Consider the following 20,751-nt stretch of genomic DNA (forward strand, 5'->3'; position numbering starts at 1 on the left):
TTTTTCCATGACAGCGAGCGACGACTAAAAACTATTACGCCTGGTGGCTGGTAACGTAGTCGATTGCTGCTTGTACAGTAGTGATCTTCTCAGCTTCTTCGTCAGGGATTTCGGTCTCGAATTCCTCTTCCAGAGCCATCACCAGCTCAACAGTGTCAAGGGAGTCGGCACCCAGGTCTTCAACGAAGGAAGCAGTGTTGACCACTTCTTCTTCTTTAACGCCCAGTTGCTCAGCAACGATTTTCTTGACGCGCTCTTCGATGGTGCTCATACCTTGTTTTCACTCCTAATGGACAAATTCAGGCAGCTGGCCGGTGGGTAAGTGTATAGAAAGACTTTTCAGTTTTTCAACTGAAAGCTTCACTCCTCAAACCCGGCGACCCTCTGCCTATAAATAGATTGCAGCTTTATAACGGATTTTAGACAGCTCGTATGACATTTTTTTGAAGCAATCCGTCACATTTAACTCATGTACATCCCGCCGTTCACCGGGATTGTAGCCCCAGTAACGTAAGCCGCACCGTCGGATGCAAGAAAAGCGACCACAGACGCGATCTCTTGAGCTTGCCCCAGACGACCCAGCGGAATCTGCGTCTGCAAGGCTTCACGCTGCGCCTCAGGCAGTTCACGGGTCATATCGGTGTCGATGAACCCAGGGGCCACCGAGTTTACCGTAATCGAACGCGAACCGACTTCACGCGCCAGTGCACGGCTGAAACCTTCCAGACCGGCCTTGGCGGCAGCGTAGTTTACTTGGCCTGCGTTGCCCATGGCACCCACAACCGAACCAATACTGATAATTCGTCCCCAACGGGCTTTGGTCATGCCGCGCAAAACGCCCTTGGACAGGCGGAACAAGCTGTTCAGGTTGGTATCGACGACGTCATGCCATTCGTCGTCTTTCATGCGCATCATCAGGTTATCGCGGGTGATACCGGCATTATTGACCAGGATCGCCGGCGCACCAAATTGTTCCTGAATGCTCGCCAGCACGGCCGCTACGGACTCATCGCTGGTGACATTGAGTTCCAGGCCAGTACCCTGAATACCATTTTCTTTCAGGGTCGCAGCAATACGCTCGGCCCCCGAAGCGGAAGTCGCGGTGCCGATAACAATGGCACCCTGACGACCCAATTCCAGAGCGATAGCCTGGCCGATACCACGGCTGGCACCAGTAACCAGTGCAACTTTACCTTGCAGACTCATGCAAGCTTCTCCTTGTTCAGGCCAGCGCTGCACGGGCGGCAGCGAAAGCGTCTGGGGTATTGAGGTTAGAGGTCGACACGCCTTCAGCGCAACGTTTGTTCAAACCGGCAAGTACTTTGCCAGGGCCGCATTCGACCAGCTCGGTCGCGCCCTTGGCAGCCAGCGCCTGGATCGACTCGACCCAGCGCACAGGCTTGTAGAGCTGTTCAAGCAGATCGCGCTTGAGGGTTTCCAGATCGGCCGGCACGTTGGCGCTGACGTTCTGTACCACAGGGATCTGCGGCGCCTGCCAGTCGATCGCTGCGATCGACTCGGCGAACCGCTCGGCGGCCGGACGCATCAATTCGCAGTGGGACGGCACGCTGACCGGCAATGGCATGGCGCGCTTGGCACCACGTGCCTTGCAGCCTTCGATGGCGCGCTCGACCGCAGCCTTGGCGCCAGCGATCACTACCTGGCCCGGGGAGTTGAAGTTGACCGCACTCACCACTTCGCCTTGCGCCGCTTCGGCACAGGCGGCCAGCACATCGGCATCTTCCAGACCCAGGATTGCAGCCATGCCGCCCTGCCCGGCCGGAACAGCCTCTTGCATCAACTGACCGCGACGCTCTACCAGCTTCACGGCATCGCCCAGACTCAGACTGCCTGCAGCCACCAGGGCGCTGTATTCGCCCAGGCTGTGACCGGCAACGTAAGCCGGACGCGCGCCGCCTTCAGCCAGCCACAGACGCCACAAGGCGATCGAGGCGGTCAGAATGGCCGGCTGGGTTTTATCGGTTTGATTGAGTTGTTCTTCCGGCCCTTGCTGGGTCAGTGCCCACAGGTCGTAACCCAGAGCATCGGAAGCTTCTTTGAATGTTTCGAGGACCACCGGATGTTGCGCGCCCAACTCGGCCAGCATGCCGAGGGACTGCGAACCCTGTCCTGGAAAGACGAATGCGAGGGAAGCAGACATGTAACAAGCCCCTAATGATCTTGTCGTCGGAGAATTGACGTCCCGTTTGTGGAACGCAAGAAACTCACAGTTGGATGGCCCATTGAACTGAGCGGTCACATTTAAGCATTGTCCGACGAAAACGCCTAAGGCAACAAATCTTCCAGGCGCCCATGAAGCCGTTCAGGCAAGTTTTCCTGGATCTCGATCAACGCGCGTTGAATCGCACTCTGAAAACCCTGCACCCCCGCCGAGCCGTGGCTTTTCACGACAATTCCCTGCAAACCAAGGAAGCTTGCGCCGTTATGTCGTGCCGGCGCCAACTCGGCCTGCAAGCGCTTCATCAGCGGCAGCGCCAGTGCGCCCACCACTTTCGACGCGAAATTTTTCTTGAACAACGCCTCGATGCGCCCGGCAATCATGGTCGCCAGGCCTTCGCTGGACTTGAGCAGGATATTGCCGACAAAGCCGTCACACACCACCACATCCGCTTCGCCACGGTACAAGCCGTCACCTTCGACAAACCCGATGTAGTTGATGCCACGAGCACTCTGCAACAAGGTGGCCGCCAGTTTGACCTGCTGATTGCCCTTGATGTCTTCGGTGCCGATGTTCAGCAATGCGACCCTCGGGCGAACGACGCCCAGGGTTTCTGCCGCAACCGAACCCATCACTGCAAACTGCAACAAGTGCTCGGCACTGCAATCGACGTTGGCACCCAGATCGAGCAACTGGCAGTAGCCCTTCTGTGTCGGAATGGCCGCGATCATTGCCGGTCGATCGATGCCCGGCAAGGTCTTCAGCACAAACCGGGACAACGCCATCAGCGCGCCGGTATTGCCGGCACTGACACAGGCCTGAGCCTTGCCATCGCGCAACAACTCCAGCGCCACGCGCATCGACGAGTCAAGCTTGCCACGCAAGGCCTGCGCAGGTTTTTCGTCCATGGTGATGACTTCGGACGCCGGCGTAATCGACAGGCGCGCGCGATCCACAGCCGATTGGCTGGCGAGCAGTTCTTCAAGAAGGGAGGGTTGACCTACGAGGGTCAGGTGCAGCGAGGGTGTAGCAGACAGACAAGCAAGGCTGGCCTGAACAATGCTGCGGGGACCGAAGTCCCCGCCCATTGCGTCAATCGCGATGACTTGAGCGGACAAGTGATTACTCGTCAGCGCCCTTGTCGATCACTTTACGGCCACGGTATACGCCTTCTGGCGATACGTGGTGACGCAGGTGAACTTCACCGGTGGTTTTTTCTACAGACAGGGTGCTAGCCTCGAGAGCGTCGTGCGAACGACGCATGTCACGGGCAGAGCGGGATTTTTTGTTCTGCTGAACAGCCATAATTGATTAACTCCTAAACGTTTGGGTCACGCTTTAACTGCGCCAATACACTGAACGGGTTGGACCGCGTTACCTCGTCCTCGCTCGGTTCGGGCTCATCGAGACCCGCCGGCTGCTGGCATTCTTCCGGATGATGAGCAGGCACAATGGGCAAGGCGAGCAGAAGCTCCTCCTCGATCAGTGACTGCAGATCCAAAGGATCTTCGCCCAGTTCCAGCACGTCATAACCTTTCGGCAACGACTGGGTATTCGCACCCTCCTTCACCACAGCATAACTGCATTCGCTATGGATCGGCAGGGTGACCAGCTCAAGACAACGCTGGCAAACCATTTTGACTTCGGTGTCGATAAAGCTGTGAATTACCACAGATTTACGTTCATCTCGTTCAAAAACGAATTTAGCCTGCACCGTACCGACAGTATCGGAAAGCGGGTCGCAGAGTCTCTCCAAATCGGCCAGCAGCAGTTCACCTTGAAGGGTGGTGCCACGGTCAGCCAATTTGCGCGGGTCAACGTGAGGTGGAATCGGGTCATTCAACATAGGCGCAGCATTATAGGGATGCCCCCAGCCATGTCAAAGGAAATTCAGCCCTGTCCGTCACTTGAGCCTGCGCTAGAATTCGCCCCTGCCCTTTTGGAGATGCGCATGCTGCCTTTATTACTCGCTTCAAGCTCGGCCTATCGCCGGGAACTGCTGGCCCGCTTGCAGCTGCCGTTCACGTGCAGCTCGCCGGATATCGACGAAAGCCATCGCCCGGACGAGTCAGCCGTCGAACTGGTAAAGCGCCTCGCCGAAGAAAAAGCCCGCGCACTTGCAGGCAGTCATCCAGCCCACCTGATCATCGGCTCGGATCAGGTCGCCGTACTCGGCGAGCGGATTATCGGCAAACCTCACACCTTCGAAAAGGCCCGCGAACAACTGCTGGCATCCAGCGGCGCCAGCGTGACCTTCCTGACCGGCCTGGCACTGCTCAACAGTCAGACCGGCCACTGCCAGGTCGACTGCGTGCCCTTTACCGTACACATGCGCACGCTCGACGCAGCGCGCATCGAGCGCTACTTGCGCGCCGAACAGCCCTACGACTGCGCTGGCAGCTTCAAGGCCGAAGGTTTGGGGGTGAGCCTGTTTCAAAGCACCGAAGGCCCTGACGCCACCAGCCTGATCGGCCTGCCGCTGATTCGCCTGATCGATATGCTGTTGGCTGAAGGCCTGCAAATCCCCTAGCGATATTTTGCGCATAAAAAAAACCGGCCACTCAGGCAAATGCCTCGTAGGAGCCAGGCTTGCCGGCGAAGGCGCACTTAAGGACGCCTTCGCCGGCAAGCCTGGCTCCTACGAGGCACACGCCACGCAGGTCGGTTTGTTTATGCAGCCAGATGATCAGCGCAATGCTGGCCCCTGAAAGCCCATCCACATCGCCAAATGCTCAGCCACGCTAGCCCCGAGCTTCTTCGAGAAGCGATCGAATGGCGACTCCTCAACAGTGAAATCCACCAACTCTTTCTCGCCGATCACATCGCGCGCAACCGAACTGGCATTACCCAGACCATCGATCAAGCCCAGCGACAGCGCTTGCTCACCCGACCAGACCAGCCCGGAGAACAGTTCCGGATGCTCCTTGTCCTTCAGGCGATCACCACGACCCTTCTTGACGCTGCTGATGAACTGCTGATGAGTGGTATCGAGCACGCTCTGCCAGAACTGGGTTTCCGCAGGCTTCTGCGGCTGGAACGGATCGAGAAACGATTTGTGCTCGCCAGAGGTGTAGGTACGACGTTCGACGCCCAACTTCTCCATGGTCCCGACAAAACCGTAACCGGCCGCCGTCACACCGATGGAACCCACCAGGCTCGCCTTGTCGGCGTAGATCTGATCCGCGGCGCTAGCGATGTAATAGGCACCGGAAGCGCCCAGATCCGAGATCACCGCATAAACCTTGGTATCTGGATTCAAGCCGCGCAAACGACGGATCTCGTCGTAGACATAACCCGACTGCACCGGGCTGCCGCCAGGGCTGTTGATCCGCAGAATCACACCCTTGACCTTCTTGTCCTCAAAGGCTGCACGCAGGCTGCCAACGATATTGTCGGCACTGGCCGGCTCTTTGTCGGCAATCATACCTGCCACATCGATCAGCGCCGTATAGCCGGAGCCGAGGCTTGCGCCTTTCTCCATGCCTATCAACGGCGATAACAGAATCAACGCGCCGAGCAGGTACAAAAAAGTCAGCGATTTGAAGAATATCCCCCAGCGACGGGACCGGCGCTGTTCCTGCACACCAGCCAGCAGGGTTTTCTCCAGCAGCTTCCAGCTTTTCTCGTCACCGCTTTCTGCACTCGCCTTGGCGGGCGCTTTCCATTCGTCGGTCATGCCATGTACCCCAGCAAAAAAACCAATTAAACCCGCTGATTCAGCCAGGCGTGCAACTCTGAAAAACGATCAATGGCCAGTCTCGGCTCGAATAGCTTCAAGGCGTCGATCGATTGAGCACCATAGCTGACCGCCACCGAATCCATGCCCGCATTGCGCGCCATCTGCAGGTCGAACGACGAATCGCCAACCATCAGCGCCTGCTCCGGACGAACCTCGCAATGGGCGAGAATCTGCTCGAGCATCAGCGGATGGGGCTTGCTGGCGGTTTCGTCAGCAGCACGGGTGATATCGAAATAATCTTCCCAACCGTGAGACTTCAGCACCCGATCCAGCCCACGACGAGCCTTGCCGGTCGCTACTGCCAGATGATACCCCTCGGCACGAAACGCTTCGAGAGACTCCACAACACCCTCAAACAGCGGGGAAGGCACGGTCTCCGCCGCAATGTAGTGATCCGCATAGTGCTGACGGAATGCTATCAGCTCGGTGTCGCCAATCTCTGGATACAGGGTGCGGATCGCTTCCGGCAAGCCCAGACCGATAATGCCTTTGACGGCAAAATCATCACGCAACTGAAAACCGGAACGCTCGGACGCTACATGCATCGCCTCGACAATCCGACCGATGGAGTCAGCCAGCGTGCCGTCCCAATCGAAAATCAGCAGCTTGTAATCAGTAGGGTGCACTCAAGCGCTCCACGGTTTTGGCCCACATCTCGTCGACCGGCGCCTGCAACTTGAGCTCACCACCATCAGGCAGCGGCACAGTGAGCATGTAGGCGTGCAGAAACAGACGCTTGCCGCCGAGATCACGAATCTCTTTGCTGAAACCCTCATCGCCGTACTTGGTATCACCAGCGATGCAATGGCCCGCATGCAGAGTATGGACGCGAATCTGGTGAGTGCGGCCAGTGATTGGCTTGGCTTCGATCAGGGTGGCGAAGTCGCCAAAACGACGCAGGACCTTGAACACGGTCACAGACTCCTTGCCCTCCTCCTCGTCCACCTCGACCATGCGCTCGCCGGAGCGCAGATTGCTCTTGCCCAGCGACGCACGGACTTGCTTGATCGAGGTCGCCCAGTTGCCGCGCACCAGCGCCATATAGCGCTTATCGACGCCATCGCCGCGCAATGCCGTGTGCAAGTGGCGCAACATGCTGCGCTTTTTGGCAATCATCAGCAGGCCGGAGGTATCACGATCGAGACGATGAACCAGTTCGAGTTCCTTGCAATCCGGACGCAACTGACGAAAGGCTTCAATCACGCCGTAGGTCAAGCCACTGCCACCATGAACCGCAATGCCGCAAGGCTTGTTGACCACGATCAGCGCCTTGTCTTCGTAGACAATCGAGGCCTCGAGCCGCTGCAGCAGCCCTTGGGCCAGCGGCACGGGTTCGTCGCGCTCAGGCACGCGAACCGGCGGCACGCGCACGATATCGCCCGCCTGCAGCTTGTATTCGGGCTTGATCCGACCTTTGTTCACCCGCACTTCGCCCTTGCGCAAAATGCGGTAAATCAAGGTCTTGGGCACGCCTTTGAGCCGAGCGAGAAGGAAGTTATCAATACGTTGGCCGGCATATTCCGGCGAGACCTCCAGCAGTTGTACGGCTGGGGTCGAAGGGGCAGTAGTCGTCATGGTGCGGATGATAACAATTTTTTATGGAATTGAAGCACTTAATCATTGCTGCTATAGTCGCGAACGCCGCCAAAAGTGGCCTGGACAGCGGACTAACGGTCAAAAACCGGCCCTGACCAACGCAATTCACGAGGACGAGAGGCCGTCCTACGGGGCTTTCGCTACGTAACGGCAGAGTTTGCAGTTGTAACGAGCGCAGGTGACATAAGGCCTGAATCATGCCGCAAAGCAGAGTTTTCACTCGCCTTCCGAGCAAATATTCACGGCCAGTTCACAAAGTGCAGTCAGCTGCGAACGACCCCGAGCGAACGCTTCGGAAACATCGCCTAAATTAGCCATGATGCGTGACCTCCCCTTTCGGAGCTCACGGTAAATGCCAACCCGCTGCGGATTCTGCGCGCGGCAGCACCCGAATTATCAGGGATACGTGTAGGGTGGAGATGCACAACCGCTGGACTGTGTAGCAATAGGCTTTATCAAGACGCTTCATCTCGTCCACAGCCGCCGGTTGATTCCTCCTCCTGACTGAGTGCTTAAGTAGCCACAGCAAGCAGGACGCGTACGTCGCGACACCGGCCCAATTGGTTGGGGTTCGCTAGACACTGGAGTGGCCAACCACTCCTGACGCACCTGACACCGACCGTGAGAAGTCGTGTGTGCCGAACGCCGTTTCCGGCAGCCCGGAAACCGACGGTACTACATGAAAAGAATGCTGATTAACGCAACTCAACCCGAAGAGTTGCGTGTTGCACTGGTAGATGGCCAGCGCCTCTACGACCTGGACATCGAATCCGGTGCACGCGAGCAGAAGAAGGCCAACATCTATAAAGGCCGGATTACTCGCATCGAACCAAGCCTTGAGGCTGCCTTTGTCGATTTCGGCTCTGAGCGCCACGGCTTCCTGCCCCTCAAAGAAATCTCCCGCGAATACTTCAAGAAAGCCCCTGAAGGCCGCGTCAACATCAAGGACGTCCTGAGCGAAGGCCAGGAAGTCATCGTTCAGGTCGAAAAAGAAGAACGTGGCAACAAGGGCGCCGCCCTGACCACTTTCATCAGCCTGGCCGGTCGTTACCTGGTGCTGATGCCGAACAACCCGCGTGCCGGCGGTATCTCCCGCCGCATCGAAGGTGAAGAGCGCAACGAACTGCGTGAAGCCCTGAACGGCCTGGTTGCCCCGGCCGACATGGGTCTGATCGTTCGCACTGCCGGCCTTGGCCGCAGCAGCGAAGAAATGCAGTGGGACCTCGATTACCTGCTGCAACTCTGGACCGCCATCAAAGAAGCTTCGCTGGATCGTTCCGCACCGTTCCTGATCTACCAGGAAAGCAACGTGATCATCCGCGCCATCCGCGATTACCTGCGCCAGGACATCGGCGAAGTGCTGATCGACAGCGTTGAAGCCCAGGACGAAGCCCTGACCTTCATTCGCCAGGTGATGCCGCAGTACGCCAGCAAAATCAAACTGTACGAAGACAGCGTTCCGCTGTTCAACCGTTTCCAGATCGAAAGCCAGATCGAAACCGCCTTCCAGCGCGTCGTCGAACTGCCTTCCGGCGGCTCCATCGTTATCGATCCGACCGAAGCCCTGGTGTCCATCGACATCAACTCGGCGCGCGCCACCAAAGGCAGCGACATCGAAGAAACCGCCCTGCAGACCAACCTTGAAGCTGCCGAAGAAATCGCCCGTCAGTTGCGCTTGCGCGACATTGGCGGCCTGATCGTCATCGACTTCATCGACATGACCCCTGCCAAGAACCAGCGCGCCGTGGAAGAGAAAGTCCGCGAATGCCTGGAAGCCGACCGCGCTCGCGTGCAAGTCGGTCGCATCTCGCGCTTCGGCCTGCTGGAAATGTCCCGTCAGCGCCTGCGTCCATCGCTTGGCGAAAGCAGCGGCATCGTCTGCCCGCGTTGCAACGGCACCGGCATCATCCGTGACGTTGAATCGCTGTCGCTGGCGATCCTGCGCCTGATCGAAGAAGAAGCCCTGAAAGACCGCACCGCCGAAGTTCGCGCACAAGTGCCGATTCCGGTTGCAGCTTTCCTGCTCAACGAAAAACGCAACTCGATCACCAAGATCGAACTGCGCACCCGTGCCCGCATCGTCATTCTGCCGAACGATCATCTCGAAACGCCGCACTTCGAAGTTCAGCGTCTGCGCGATGACAGCCCGGAAGCCGCGGTCGGCCAGTCCAGCTACGAAATCGCTGCTGCCGCTGCCGAAGTCGAAGAAGTCCAGCCAGCCGCCGCGACCCGCACCCTGGTTCGCCAGGAAGCTGCGGTCAAGACAGCTCCGGCCCGCGCCAATGCTCCGGTTCCGACCGAAGTCGCCGCGGCTCCAGTGGCTGCACCGGCCGTCGCCCCAGAGCCTAGCCTGTTCAAAGGCCTGGTGAAGTCGCTGGTCAGCCTGTTCGCCACCAAGGAAGAGCCTGCTGCGCCGGTTGTGGTTGAAAAGCCAGCCACCGAACGTCCTGCTCGCAACGAAGAGCGCCGCAACGGCCGTCAACAGAGCCGCAACCGTAACGGTCGCCGCGATGAAGAGCGCAAGCCTCGTGAGGAACGTGCACCGCGTGAAGAACGCGCACCACGTGAGCCACGCGAAGCCCGTGAAGAAGCTCCAGCAGTCGCCCTGGAACGCGCTCCACGTGAAGAGCGCGCACCACGCGCCCCTCGCGAAGAACGTGCACCGCGCGCCCCGCGTGAAGATCGCAAGCCACGTGGCGAGCGTGAAGAACGCCCAGTTCGTGAACTGCGCGAGCCTCTGGATGCCGCTCCGGCCGCCGCTGCCAGCGCTGAAGAGCGTCCAGCCCGTCAGCCACGTGAAGAACGCGCTCCACGCCCACCGCGTGAAGAACGTCAGCCACGTACCGAACAAGCCGCTGCTGCCGTTGCTGAAGAAGAGTTGACCACCAACGAAGAGCAACTGCAGGAAGACGGTCAGGAAGGCGCCGAAGGCGATCGTCCACGCCGCCGCTCCCGTGGCCAGCGTCGTCGCAGCAACCGTCGTGAGCGTCAACGCGATGCCAACGGCAACGTGATCGAAGGTTCGGAAGAGTCCGAGTCGGCTGAAAACGCCGAAGCGCCAAGCGCTGCCGATCTGGCCGCCGGCCTGGCTGTTACCGCAGCCGTTGCCAGCTCCGTGATCAGCGCGCCCGCTGAAGCACAAGCCAACGAGCAAGCTGAACGCGCCACTGCCGCCACGCTGGAAACTGCTCCGGTTGAAGCTCCAATGGTTGAAGCGACCACGCCGGTAGAAGTTACCGCTGCTCCGGAAATCGAAGTGGCTCCGGTTCGTGAAGCACAGCCTGAAGTTGAAGCTGCCGCTGAGCCGGCCGTCGTCGCTGAACCAGTGGCCGCTACCGAGCCTGTGGCTGAAGCGCCGGCTGAACCGGTACGTGAAGTTCGCGAAGAGCAAACCACGTTCAACTGGGTTGCCGAGCCACCTGTAGCGGTCGAAGCTCCAGCGCCAGTCGCTGAAGCCCCGGTTGCTGAAGCCATGGTCTCTGAGCCTGTAATTGCTGCTGCCGAGCCTGCTCCGGTGGTTGAAGCGCCGGTGGTGGCCGAACCGGTGGTTGAAGCCGCCCCTGCCAGCGCCCTGACCCCAAGTGGCCGTGCGCCAAACGACCCGCGTGAAGTGCGTCGTCGCAAGCGTGAAGCCGAGCGTCTGCAGAAAGAAGCCGAACTGGCTGCCACTGCTGCTCCGGCCGCTGCCGAGCCAGCACCGGTTGTTGCTGAAGTTGTCGAGGCAGCCCCTGCCCCGACCGCTGAAGTCGCTGCCGAACCGGTTGAATCCGTGATCGACGAAGCACCGCGCTCCGTTCAGGAAGCGGTAGAGCAACACGAGCAAGCCCAGGAAAAAGAGCACGAGCCTAAACCCCTCGCCTGATTCCATCGGCCACTAAAAAGCCCCGCCTGGTGATCCAGGCGGGGCTTTTTTTATGTGAATTTGCGGTGTTTGAGCCGACGCCTTCGCGGGCAAGCCTCGCTCCTACAAGTATTGCGCCGATCCGTGTAGGAGCGAGGCTTGCCCGCGAAGACGGTGTGTCAGGCAAATGCTAATGCAGCAGGCACATCCACATCCCACAACACCCCCGGATCCTCCACCGCCACCTCGACCACCCTCGCCTGTACGAATAGCGACTTGGCGCCGTGATCACCGGTCAACGCCATCAACCCTGGACCGAAGCTTCGCCCGAACCCCACCGGATGCCCATATTGCCCCTCATGCACCGGCACGCTGATCGCATCATCGGCAATATTCGCAACAACCTGTTCAATGCTGGATGGCAGGATAAACGGCATATCCCCCAGCATGATCAGCCAGCCACCGAGTTGCGAGCATGTCGCCACACCCGCTGCAATGCTGTCACCCAGACCGGTCGATTCGATCCGCACAATTTCACAACCGTAGGCCTGAGCCATGCGAATCACTTGCGGGCGATCCGCCGTGGTCACCAGTACGCGCTTCTCCAGCGCGGCCGGCAGATTCACCAGCACCTGCTCGATCACCGAATGCACGGTGACGCCGTCACGAGCGGTGCAGTCCACTAGCAGCTTGTCCTTGTCGTCACCCGCTACCTGTCGAAACCGACTGCCCTGCCCGGCGGCCAGGATGATGACGCCGATGGAGTCGCTCATACGCCCTCCTGCAACGGCCTCTTCTGTTTCAGTTCGATGCCGTTCTTGATCGCCACAATTTCGGCCAGCAGCGACAAGGCGATTTCCGCCGGTGTATGGCTGCCGATGTGCAAACCGATCGGGCCGTGCAAGCGCTCGATGGCCTGTTGTGACAAGCCTAGCTGAGCCAGGTTGTCCCGGCGCTTCTGGCTATTGACCCGCGAACCCAGCGCACCGACATAAAACGCCTTGGAGTCCAGGGCTGTGAGCAGCGCCATGTCATCCAGGCGCGGATCATGGGTCAGAGCAACGATGGCCGTACGTTCGTCGGTCTGGATGGTCAGTACCGCTTCGTCGGGCATGCCCGGGACGAAGCGACCGTGCTGCTCTTCCCAGCCGTAGACAAACTCGGTGCGAGGGTCGCAGATCAGCACTTCGAAATCCAGCAGCCGCGCCATCTCGGCAACGTAGCGCGACAGTTGTCCGGCGCCGATCAGCAGCAACCGCCAGCGCGGACCATAAATGGCGCGCAAGGTCTGCCCGTCAAACACCAGCGCATCCGTCTTGCTCGCCGCCTGCAAAACCACGTCACCGGTCGTCAGATTCAGCTCACGCGCAACGATTTCATGCGCCTCGCAGCGCGCCAGCAATTGGGCGACCCACGTCGGATCGCCGACGCGCTCCTCGGTCAGGCGCAACGTGCCGCCGCACGGCAAACCAAACCGCGCGGCCTCCTCACGGGTGACGCCATAAGTAATCAACTGCACCGGCGGCCCATCGGCCGGAATACGGCCATCGTGCAGCCGGGCAATCAGGTCATCCTCGACACAGCCACCGGACACCGAGCCAATTACCATGCCGTCTTCACGCAAGGCCAGCATGGCGCCAGGTGCCCGGGGCGCGGTGCCCCAGGTCTGGACCACGCTGTACAACATCACCCGCTGACCGGCGCGGCGCCATTGCAGCACGCTGCGCAGGACGTTCAGATCGACGCTGTCCATCAGGCTTGCGCCTTCTGCCAGCCTTGCAACTGATAGCGCACCGGCAGGTTACGGATGCGCTTGCCGGTGGCGGCGAAGATCGCGTTGCACAGCGCTGGCGCAATCGGCGGCACGCCCGGCTCACCGACTCCGCCCAACGGCACATCGCCCGGTGGCGTGACCAGATGCACGGCGACTTCCTTCGGCGCCAGGGACATGCGCGCCACTTCGTACATGTGGAAGTTGTCCTGCTGGACCTTGCCGTCCTTGAAGCTGATTTCCCCCAGCACCGCGTTGCCCAGGCCCATCACGCAGGCACCTTCGAACTGCGAGCGAATCCGCTCAGGGTTGATCTGCGGGCCGCAATCCACGGCGATGTCAGCCTTGTGCACGATCAACGTGCCATCGTCTTTGACTTCAACCTCGATCACCGCCGCCACATACGTGACGAAGCTGTAATGCACCGCCAGGCCTAACCCTCGGCCCTTGGGCATCTCACGTCCCCAACCGGCCGCTTTGGCGGCAGTTTCCAGCACGGTGCGCATACGCGCGGTGTCGATCGGGTAACGCTCGGGGGATTCGCCATAGTTCCACTCTTCACTCAAGGTGCGCGGATCGATCTGACGGTCCGGCCCGAGCAACTTGATCTGGTACTTGAGTGGATCCTGGCCAGCCTTGTGGGCCAGTTCATCGACAAAGCTCTGAATCGCAAAGCCGTGGGGAATGTTCGACACCGAGCGATACCAGCCGACCCGGGTGTGGACTGTCGCTTCAGGGTTTTCCAGGCGCACGTTGGGGATCGCGTAAGCCATGTTGGTAAAGCCCATGCCCAGCTCGAAAGCCGCCTCATGATTCATGCCCGGCGCGAACAACGCGGTGATGCTCGGCGCCACTGTGCGGTGCAGCCAGCCGGACGGCAGGCCGTCCTTGTTCAGGCTGGCCTTCAGGTATTCGGCAGACACGGTGTGGAAATAGGAGTTGTGGATGTCGTCTTCACGGGTCCATTGCACCCGCACCGCCCTGCCCGGGAACTCCTTGGCCAGGATCGCCGCTTCAACGACGAAGTCCGGCTTGGACTTGCGACCGAAACCGCCGCCGAGCAAGGTGACGTTGAACGTGACGTTATCGAATGGAATGCCGAGGCGCTCGCCAATCCGTTCGCGGGTGACTTGCGGAGCCTGGCTTGGGGCCCAGGCTTCGCACACGCCGTCCTTAAAACGGGCGATGGCGACCATCGGTTCCATCGGCGATTGCGCCAGGTGCGGCAGGTAGTAAGAGGCTTCGAGGGTGCTGTCGGCGCTGCCCATGGCTTGGTCGATGCTGCCGGTATTGCGCACCACTTTGCCAGGTTTGAGGGACGCGGCTTCGAGTTCCTTGCGGTAGGCGATCGAGTCATAACTGGCGTTGGGGCCATCATCCCACTCGATTTTCAGCGCTTCGCGGCCCTTGATCGCCGCCCAGGTATTGCTGGCTACCACGGCCACGCCGCCCAGAGGCTGAAACTCGGACGGCAATGGACGGCTTTCGATCTGCAGGACCTTGATCACGCCCGGGACTTTCATCGCTGCGCTGGCATCGAAGGATTTGACCTTGCCGCCATAGACCGCTGGCCGCGCGATGGTGGCGAAAAGCATGCCTTCAAAATGCACATCGGCGCCGTAGACCGCGCGACCATTGACGATGTCCTCACCGTCGATGGCCTTGGTGCCTTCCTTGCCGATGTAACGGAATTCCGATGGCTGCTTGAGGCGCAGACTGTCGCGGGCCGGCACCGCCAGTGCACCGGCAGCAGCGGCCAACGCGCCGTAGCCCAGTTCACGACCGGTTGGTTGGTGAATGACTTTATGCAGTTGTGCACGGCACTCGCTGACCGGCACTTTCCACTGCTCGGCAGCGGCTTGTTCAAGCATGGTCCGCGCGGCAGCACCGCAACGGCGCATCGGCTCGTACCAGTGACGCATGCTGCGCGAACCGTCGGTGTCCTGGTTACCGAAACGCACTTCGTCGCCCGGGGCCTGTTGCACTTTGACCAGCGCCCAGTCGGCGTCCAGCTCATCGGCCACCACCATGCTCAGGCTGGTGCGCACGCCCTGGCCCATTTCCGAACGGTTGCAGACCACGGTCACGCTGCCATCGGCGGCGATGCTGACGTAAACCTTAGGATCATCGATCCAGCCGTTGGGCATGCCGTCGGCGCCGAACTTCTTGTCTTTTTCGGCGGCGAGCGCGTCCTGCCAACCCCAACTGGCTGCCAGCACCAGCGTACTGGTGGCGCCCACGCCTTTGAGGAAAGCACGGCGGCTGAGGTTGCTCAGCGCAAAATCATTCGGTAACCGGCTCATGCCTTGGCCTCCTTCAGGTGAGTGGAGGCCTGGCGGATGGCGGTCTTGATCCGGTTGTAGGTGCCGCAACGGCAAATGTTACCGACCATTGCCTCTTCAATCTGCTCGTCGCTGGGGTTGGGATTGGTTTTCAGCAACGCCGTAGCGGACATGATCTGCCCGCCCTGGCAGAAACCGCACTGGGCCACGGCGCTGTCGAGCCAGGCTTGCTGGACGACTTTGCCAACCGGGTCGGCGTACAGGTTGTCGATGGTGCTGACGTTCTGGCCGACTACCGAGCCAATTGGCGTGATGCAACTGCGCGCAGGCGCGCCGTCGATATGAATGGTGCAGGCGCCACACAGGCCCATTCCGCAGCCGAATTTGGTGCCGTTGTAACCCGCCACGTCACGGATCGCCCAGAGCAGCGGCATGTCCTCGGTGACATCGAGTTGATGATCTTGTCCATTGAGTTTCAGGGTAATCATGGGCACGCCCGCCATTTTTTCTCATAAGAGGTCGAGGTTATGGGGTCGAGCAATCTGTCGCTGGGTTCCTTCACGCAGATCGACTCAGGCTAATGGGCTCTCTTACGCGGACGACAACGTCTGCATCGGGCCTTTGGTGGAGCAAATGCTTGCATCGTTAGGTGGCTAAGTTAACTGAGCATTAACAAAAAAGCCCTGCACATTTGAAAGATGTGCAGGGCTTTGGAATCAGCCTGAAAGCGTAGCCTCAATACTGATTGGGTTCCATTTCCAGGTCGACCTTGAATCGCTCTGAAATATCTTTCTGAATACGTTGCGCCAGGTTCAGCAATTGCAGGCCTGTTGCGCCGCCGTAGTTGACCAGCACCAGTGCCTGTAATTTGTGTACACCGGCATCGCCGTCGCGAAAGCCTTTCCAGCCGGCCCGTTCGATCAGCCAGCCTGCCGCCAGTTTCATTTGCCCGTCGGGTTGCGCGTAGGCCACCAGCTCCGGGTATTGCTCCTTGAGTTGCACCACTAATGTTGCCGGCACCAAGGGGTTCTTGAAGAAGCTGCCGGCATTGCCGAGCACAGCCGGGTCCGGGAGCTTTTCGTTACGGATGCTGCAAATGGCCTGGCTGACATCGGTGGCAGTCGGGTGATCGATGCCCTGTTCAGTCAGGCGCTGACGCACCGGGCCGTACTCCAGATGCAGGTGTGCGGCGTGATCCAGGGCAAAACGAACGCGCAGGATCAACCACCGCCCCGGCTCCTGTTTGAACAGGCTGTCGCGGTAGGCGAAGTTGCACTCGGCCAGCGTGAAGTCGCGCAGCTCGCCGGTCTGGCGATCGAGGGCCGTCAGGCCGGCAAACACGTCTTTGATTTCGACACCGTAAGCGCCGATGTTTTGCATCGGTGCCGCGCCCACGGTGCCGGGAATCAGGCTGAGGTTTTCCAGCCCCGACAACCCTTGCGCCAGGGTGTGCTGCACAAACGGATGCCAAGGCTCGCCGGCCTCGGCTTCAATCACGACCTTGCTGCCGTCATCACTGAGGATGCGAATCCCCCGTGTGGCCATGCGCAGCACCAGCGCCTGCACATCAGCGGTCAGCAGCAAATTGCTGCCGCCGCCGATCACCAGCACGGGCACATCATGTTCCAACCCATAGGCCAGGGCTTCGCGCACGTCAGCATCGCTATGGGCTTCGGCAAACAGCCGGGCCTGAACGTCCACGCCAAAGCTGTTGTACGGCTTGAGCGAAACCTGGGGTTGAAGCTGCAAACTCATAGCCGTCCCTTCAATTCGATCACCAGCAGATCGCTGGCGCGCTCGATCAGGTCCAGTACCTGTTCGAAGCCTTGGTCGCCGTCGTAATAAGGATCCGGCACTTCATCGATTTCCGACTGATAGCGACGCAGGAACAGGTCCAGCTCGGCCTTGCCCTTGATCGGTTGCAGCGCCTTGAGGTGACGCAGGTTGCTATTGTCCATCGCCAGAATCAGGTCGTAGGTCGCAAAATCGGCGCGGGTCACTTGCTGCGCGCGCTGGGCGGACAGGTCGTAGCCGCGCAGTTTCGCCGCAGCCTGGCTGCGCTTGTCCGGAGGCTTGCCGACGTGCCAGTCACCGGTGCCGGCGGAAGCCACTTCGACTTGATCAGCCAGCCCCGCCTCACGCAGTTTGTGCCGCAATACACCTTCGGCCGTGGGCGAACGGCAGATGTTGCCCAGGCAGACGAACAGAACCCGCATCAGGCCTCCAGCAAGCGACGAACGCGCTCAAGGTCTTCAGGGGTATCGACGCCGGTGGGCGGTGCGATCAGCGCATCGGCGACGTGAATCCGCACGCCGTGCCAGAGCGCCCGCAGTTGCTCCAGAGACTCGGTGTTTTCCAGCCAGCACGGGCCCCAGGTGACGAAGTCCTGCAGGAAACCGGCGCGATAGGCATAAATGCCGATGTGACGGCGATATGGCACGCCTTCGGGCAATTGCTCGCGGCTCTTGGCGAACGCGTCGCGAGCCCACGGCAAGGTGGCACGACTGAACGTCAGCGCCAGGCCATTGAGGTCGCTAACCACCTTGACCACGTTGGGGTTGAACAGGGTTTCCACGTCTTCGATCGGCTCGGCCAACGTGGCCATGCGCGCTTCGGTGTGGGCCGCCAGGTTGGCGGCGACCTGATCGATCACGCTCGGCGGAATCAACGGCTCGTCGCCCTGAACGTTGACCACGATGGCGTCCGGGGCCAGACCCAGTTTCGCCGCGACTTCGGCCAGACGGTCAGTGCCGGAATTATGGTCTTCGCGAGTCAGCACCACTTCGGCACCAAAACTTTTGCAGGCCTCGACAATGCGCGCATCGTCAGTGGCAACGACCACACGCTGGGCACTGCTTTTACTCGCTTGTTCCCAGACATGCTGGATCATCGGCTTGCCGGCGATCAGCAGCAGGGGTTTGCCCGGCAGACGGGTGGAGGCATAACGCGATGGAATGACAACGGTAAAGGCTGTGGTCATTTATCCAGACGCTCGTCGGTGGTCAGGGTGCGTGCTTCACTTTCGAGCATCACCGGGATGCCGTCGCGAATCGGGTAGGCGAGGCCGGCGCCCTTGCTGATCAGCTCGGTTTTGTCGGCGCTGAGCTTGAGCGGACCTTTGCAGATCGGGCAAGCGAGAATATCGAGCAATTTGGTGTCCATGAACATTCCCTGGAGAGAAACGGAGTTAAGGCAAAAGACGAGCCGGCAACAGGCGTATCAGCTGCGTATCGAACCAGGCCACGAAGGCCGGCGATGGCGCAGCATCGACCGCCAGGTACCACCAATCGGCGGCGGCGAAGGCACGGCACTTCACCGCGTCTTTTTCAGTCATCACCACTGGCAATGACGGGGTGAAATTCAAGGCCTGCACGCTGTACTCGGCGTGGTCGGCAAATGCATGCGGCACTGGCCGCCAGTGTAGCGTTTCGAGGGTCGTGAAGAAACGCTGGGGATTGCCGATCCCGGCCACGGCGTGAATGGCCTGGCCTGGGGGGAAGTGATCGAGAGGCCGGCGTTCGCCGCTTTGCAGGTTGACCAGCGCCGTGGGTTGCAGCTGGAAGGCAAAACCGTCGATGCGGTCGGCCGTGGCACCGTTGTAAAGCACCGCATCGACGCTTTGCAGGCGCTCGATCGGTTCGCGCAACGGCCCGGCAGGCAGGCAACGCTGGTTGCCCAGCCCTCGGGCGGCATCGATCAGCACCAGTTCCAGAGCCCGGCCCAGCCGGTAATGCTGCATGCCGTCGTCGGAGAGGATCAGGTCCAGCGGCTCGCTCGCCAGCAAGGCTTTGACTGCGCGGCTGCGGTCCGGGTCGATCATCAGCGGCACGCCGGTGCGCTGGACGATCAACAACGGTTCATCGCCCGCCACGTCTGCGCCTTGATCCGCTTCGACCCGCCATGGTAATTGAGCAGGTTTGGCGCCGTAGCCACGGCTGACCACGCCGACCCGCAGACCGTTGCGCTGGCAGTGCTGGATCATCCACAGAATCAGCGGCGTCTTGCCGGTGCCACCTACCGTGATGTTGCCGACCACGATCAACGGCACCGGTGGTTGGTAGATCTCGCCCTCACCCGCCAAAAAGCGTTTGCGCTTGCCGGTGACCACGCGTCGATACAGCCATTCCAGAGGCTGCAACAGCTTCAACGCCGGATGACCTTCGTACCACGCAGCGAGCAATCGATCGGACATGGCCATCAGGATGCCGGCGCCGCCTCGACTGTGGTCATGCGCAAGTGACTGAAACCGAGCTTGCCGGCAGCATCCATCGCAGTGATGACGGACTGATGAGGCGTCTTGCCATCGGCGCTGATGGACAGCGGCAGGTTGGTGTCGCCGTTGGATTCTTTCTGCAGCGCTTCCATCAGGCTGGTCAGGTCATTCTTGGGCAACAATTGGTTGTTGACCGAGAACACCCCTTCGGCGCTGATGGCGATGTCCAGCTGCTTGAGTTGCTGATCCTCGGCCGGGGAACCGCTGACCGCTTCCGGCAGGTCGACGCGCAACTGGGTTTCACGGGTAAAGGTGGTGGTCACGACGAAAAACAGCAGCAGGATAAACACCACGTCAATCAGCGACGCGAGGTTTATGTCGACCGTTTCCCGCGGTTTACGACGGAATTTCACGCTTTGCCCTCAGCCAGGTCCACGTCGCGGTCGCCCTGTATAACCTCGACCAGCTTGATCGCTTCCTGCTCCATGCCCACCACCAGCTCATCGATCCGGCGTTGCAGAAAGCGGTGGAAGAACACGGCCGGGATGCCGACCATCAGGCCCGCAGCGGTGGTGATCAGCGCTTTGGAAATACCACCGGCCAGCACCGAGGCGTTGGTGCCCATGCCCGAGCCCATGAACGCACTGAAAATATCGATCATGCCCAACACCGTACCCAGCAGCCCCAACAACGGGGCCATGGCGGCAATGGTGCCGAGGGCGTTGATGTAGCGCTCGAGCTCATGAATCACCCGCGCAGCGGCCTCTTCGATGCACTCTTTCATGATCTCGCGACCATGCCTGGAGTTCGCCAGACCGGCGGCCAGGATCTCGCCCAACGGAGAGTTGGCGCGCAGTTCCTTGAGTTTTTCTTTGTTGAGTTGTTTGTCCTTGATCCAGACCCAGACCTGTCCGAGCAAGTGCTCCGGGGTCACGCGGCTGGCACGCAGGGTCCAGAGACGCTCGGCGACGATCGCCATGGCCGCGATGGAACTCAGAATGATCGGCAGCATCATCCAGCCGCCGGATTTGACCAATTCCCACACAGTGACAGTCCCCTCGAAAAAGTGCGCCACTCTAACATAGGGGGTGGACGCACCGAAGACCGCGATGTCGCATCCGGTCGGGCTT

At 60.2% G+C, this 20,751-nt stretch carries 22 protein-coding genes; 2 read left to right on the forward strand and 20 right to left on the reverse strand.

Translation table 11 applies throughout. The features are described from left to right. Positions 1 to 34 precede the first annotated feature (34 nt). The 6 genes from acpP to AB7M22_RS19070 form a co-directional block, all read right to left on the reverse strand. Positions 35 to 271 (reverse strand): acyl carrier protein, encoded by a 237-nt coding sequence (gene acpP, locus AB7M22_RS19045; RefSeq protein WP_003175607.1) that lies wholly within the window; start codon positions 269 to 271, stop codon positions 35 to 37. Positions 272 to 462: 191 nt separating this feature from the next. Further along, positions 463 to 1,206 (reverse strand): 3-oxoacyl-ACP reductase FabG, encoded by a 744-nt coding sequence (fabG, locus tag AB7M22_RS19050; RefSeq protein WP_008014356.1) that lies wholly within the window; start codon positions 1,204 to 1,206, stop codon positions 463 to 465. Positions 1,207 to 1,222: 16 nt separating this feature from the next. Then, positions 1,223 to 2,161: an ACP S-malonyltransferase gene (gene fabD / locus AB7M22_RS19055; protein WP_007904008.1), complete on the reverse strand. Its 939-nt coding sequence runs from the start codon at positions 2,159 to 2,161 to the stop codon at positions 1,223 to 1,225. Between the two features lie 125 nt (positions 2,162 to 2,286). Then, a complete protein-coding gene (plsX, locus tag AB7M22_RS19060; protein ID WP_454187436.1) occupies positions 2,287 to 3,297 on the reverse strand; it encodes a phosphate acyltransferase PlsX in 1,011 nt (336 codons plus the stop codon). Positions 3,298 to 3,301: 4 nt separating this feature from the next. Next, the gene (gene rpmF, locus AB7M22_RS19065) at positions 3,302 to 3,484 is read right to left on the reverse strand and encodes a 50S ribosomal protein L32 (protein WP_003179396.1); all 183 of its coding nucleotides are present in this window, start codon (positions 3,482 to 3,484) and stop codon (positions 3,302 to 3,304) included. Between the two features lie 13 nt (positions 3,485 to 3,497). Beyond that, complete coding sequence (locus AB7M22_RS19070) at positions 3,498 to 4,025, reverse strand: YceD family protein (protein WP_004371317.1); 528 nt, start codon at positions 4,023 to 4,025, stop codon at positions 3,498 to 3,500. Positions 4,026 to 4,130: 105 nt separating this feature from the next. Here AB7M22_RS19070 and AB7M22_RS19075 point away from each other — a divergent pair, with 105 nt between their 5' ends. Further along, positions 4,131 to 4,709 carry a Maf family protein gene (locus AB7M22_RS19075; protein ID WP_454187437.1) on the forward strand — a complete coding sequence of 193 codons (579 nt, stop codon included), beginning with the start codon at positions 4,131 to 4,133 and terminating at the stop codon, positions 4,707 to 4,709. Between the two features lie 156 nt (positions 4,710 to 4,865). Here AB7M22_RS19075 and sppA read toward each other — a convergent pair whose 3' ends face one another. The 3 genes from sppA to rluC are packed head-to-tail and all read right to left on the reverse strand — an operon-like array spanning position 4,866 to position 7,493. Continuing rightward, positions 4,866 to 5,855, reverse strand: coding sequence for a signal peptide peptidase SppA (sppA, locus tag AB7M22_RS19080; RefSeq protein ID WP_454187438.1), 990 nt, complete (start codon positions 5,853 to 5,855; stop codon positions 4,866 to 4,868). A 26-nt stretch (positions 5,856 to 5,881) separates the two neighbouring features. Then, positions 5,882 to 6,544, reverse strand: coding sequence for an HAD-IA family hydrolase (locus tag AB7M22_RS19085; protein WP_454187439.1), 663 nt, complete (start codon positions 6,542 to 6,544; stop codon positions 5,882 to 5,884). Next, on the reverse strand, positions 6,531 to 7,493 hold the full coding sequence (gene rluC, locus AB7M22_RS19090) for a 23S rRNA pseudouridine(955/2504/2580) synthase RluC (protein ID WP_454187440.1): 963 nt from the start codon (positions 7,491 to 7,493) through the stop codon (positions 6,531 to 6,533). Before rluC ends, AB7M22_RS19085 begins: the two co-directional genes overlap by 14 nt. 700 nt (positions 7,494 to 8,193) lie before the next feature. Between rluC and rne the strand changes: the two genes are divergently transcribed. Continuing rightward, a complete protein-coding gene (gene rne / locus AB7M22_RS19095; protein WP_454187441.1) occupies positions 8,194 to 11,376 on the forward strand; it encodes a ribonuclease E in 3,183 nt (1,060 codons plus the stop codon). A gap of 158 nt (positions 11,377 to 11,534) precedes the next feature. Here rne and AB7M22_RS19100 read toward each other — a convergent pair whose 3' ends face one another. The 11 genes from AB7M22_RS19100 to AB7M22_RS19150 all read right to left on the reverse strand — a co-directional run bounded on the left by AB7M22_RS19100 (position 11,535) and on the right by AB7M22_RS19150 (position 20,666). After that, complete coding sequence (locus AB7M22_RS19100) at positions 11,535 to 12,128, reverse strand: nucleotidyltransferase family protein (protein ID WP_454187442.1); 594 nt, start codon at positions 12,126 to 12,128, stop codon at positions 11,535 to 11,537. Beyond that, complete coding sequence (locus AB7M22_RS19105) at positions 12,125 to 13,108, reverse strand: XdhC family protein (RefSeq protein WP_454187443.1); 984 nt, start codon at positions 13,106 to 13,108, stop codon at positions 12,125 to 12,127. Before AB7M22_RS19105 ends, AB7M22_RS19100 begins: the two co-directional genes overlap by 4 nt. Beyond that, entirely contained in the window at positions 13,108 to 15,429 is a 2,322-nt protein-coding gene (locus AB7M22_RS19110) for a molybdopterin cofactor-binding domain-containing protein (RefSeq protein WP_454187444.1), read from the reverse strand. Before AB7M22_RS19110 ends, AB7M22_RS19105 begins: the two co-directional genes overlap by 1 nt. Continuing rightward, positions 15,426 to 15,896 carry a (2Fe-2S)-binding protein gene (locus AB7M22_RS19115; RefSeq protein ID WP_454187445.1) on the reverse strand — a complete coding sequence of 157 codons (471 nt, stop codon included), beginning with the start codon at positions 15,894 to 15,896 and terminating at the stop codon, positions 15,426 to 15,428. The genes AB7M22_RS19110 and AB7M22_RS19115 overlap by 4 nt, the downstream gene beginning before the upstream one ends. A gap of 247 nt (positions 15,897 to 16,143) precedes the next feature. Then, positions 16,144 to 17,163 carry a UDP-N-acetylmuramate dehydrogenase gene (murB, locus tag AB7M22_RS19120; protein WP_454187446.1) on the reverse strand — a complete coding sequence of 340 codons (1,020 nt, stop codon included), beginning with the start codon at positions 17,161 to 17,163 and terminating at the stop codon, positions 16,144 to 16,146. Further along, positions 17,160 to 17,624, reverse strand: coding sequence for a low molecular weight protein-tyrosine-phosphatase (locus AB7M22_RS19125; protein ID WP_454187447.1), 465 nt, complete (start codon positions 17,622 to 17,624; stop codon positions 17,160 to 17,162). Before AB7M22_RS19125 ends, murB begins: the two co-directional genes overlap by 4 nt. Next, positions 17,624 to 18,388 carry a 3-deoxy-manno-octulosonate cytidylyltransferase gene (gene kdsB / locus AB7M22_RS19130; RefSeq protein WP_454187448.1) on the reverse strand — a complete coding sequence of 255 codons (765 nt, stop codon included), beginning with the start codon at positions 18,386 to 18,388 and terminating at the stop codon, positions 17,624 to 17,626. Before kdsB ends, AB7M22_RS19125 begins: the two co-directional genes overlap by 1 nt. After that, on the reverse strand, positions 18,385 to 18,570 hold the full coding sequence (locus tag AB7M22_RS19135) for a Trm112 family protein (RefSeq protein WP_003174668.1): 186 nt from the start codon (positions 18,568 to 18,570) through the stop codon (positions 18,385 to 18,387). The genes kdsB and AB7M22_RS19135 overlap by 4 nt, the downstream gene beginning before the upstream one ends. A 25-nt stretch (positions 18,571 to 18,595) precedes the next feature. After that, the gene (gene lpxK / locus AB7M22_RS19140; protein WP_454187449.1) at positions 18,596 to 19,606 is read right to left on the reverse strand and encodes a tetraacyldisaccharide 4'-kinase; all 1,011 of its coding nucleotides are present in this window, start codon (positions 19,604 to 19,606) and stop codon (positions 18,596 to 18,598) included. Continuing rightward, positions 19,606 to 20,034 (reverse strand): ExbD/TolR family protein, encoded by a 429-nt coding sequence (locus AB7M22_RS19145; protein ID WP_008014393.1) that lies wholly within the window; start codon positions 20,032 to 20,034, stop codon positions 19,606 to 19,608. Before AB7M22_RS19145 ends, lpxK begins: the two co-directional genes overlap by 1 nt. Next, positions 20,031 to 20,666 (reverse strand): MotA/TolQ/ExbB proton channel family protein, encoded by a 636-nt coding sequence (locus AB7M22_RS19150; RefSeq protein WP_454187450.1) that lies wholly within the window; start codon positions 20,664 to 20,666, stop codon positions 20,031 to 20,033. The genes AB7M22_RS19145 and AB7M22_RS19150 overlap by 4 nt, the downstream gene beginning before the upstream one ends. Between the last annotated feature and the right edge of the window lie 85 nt (positions 20,667 to 20,751).

This window comes from Pseudomonas sp. ADAK2 TE3594 (assembly GCF_053628675.1).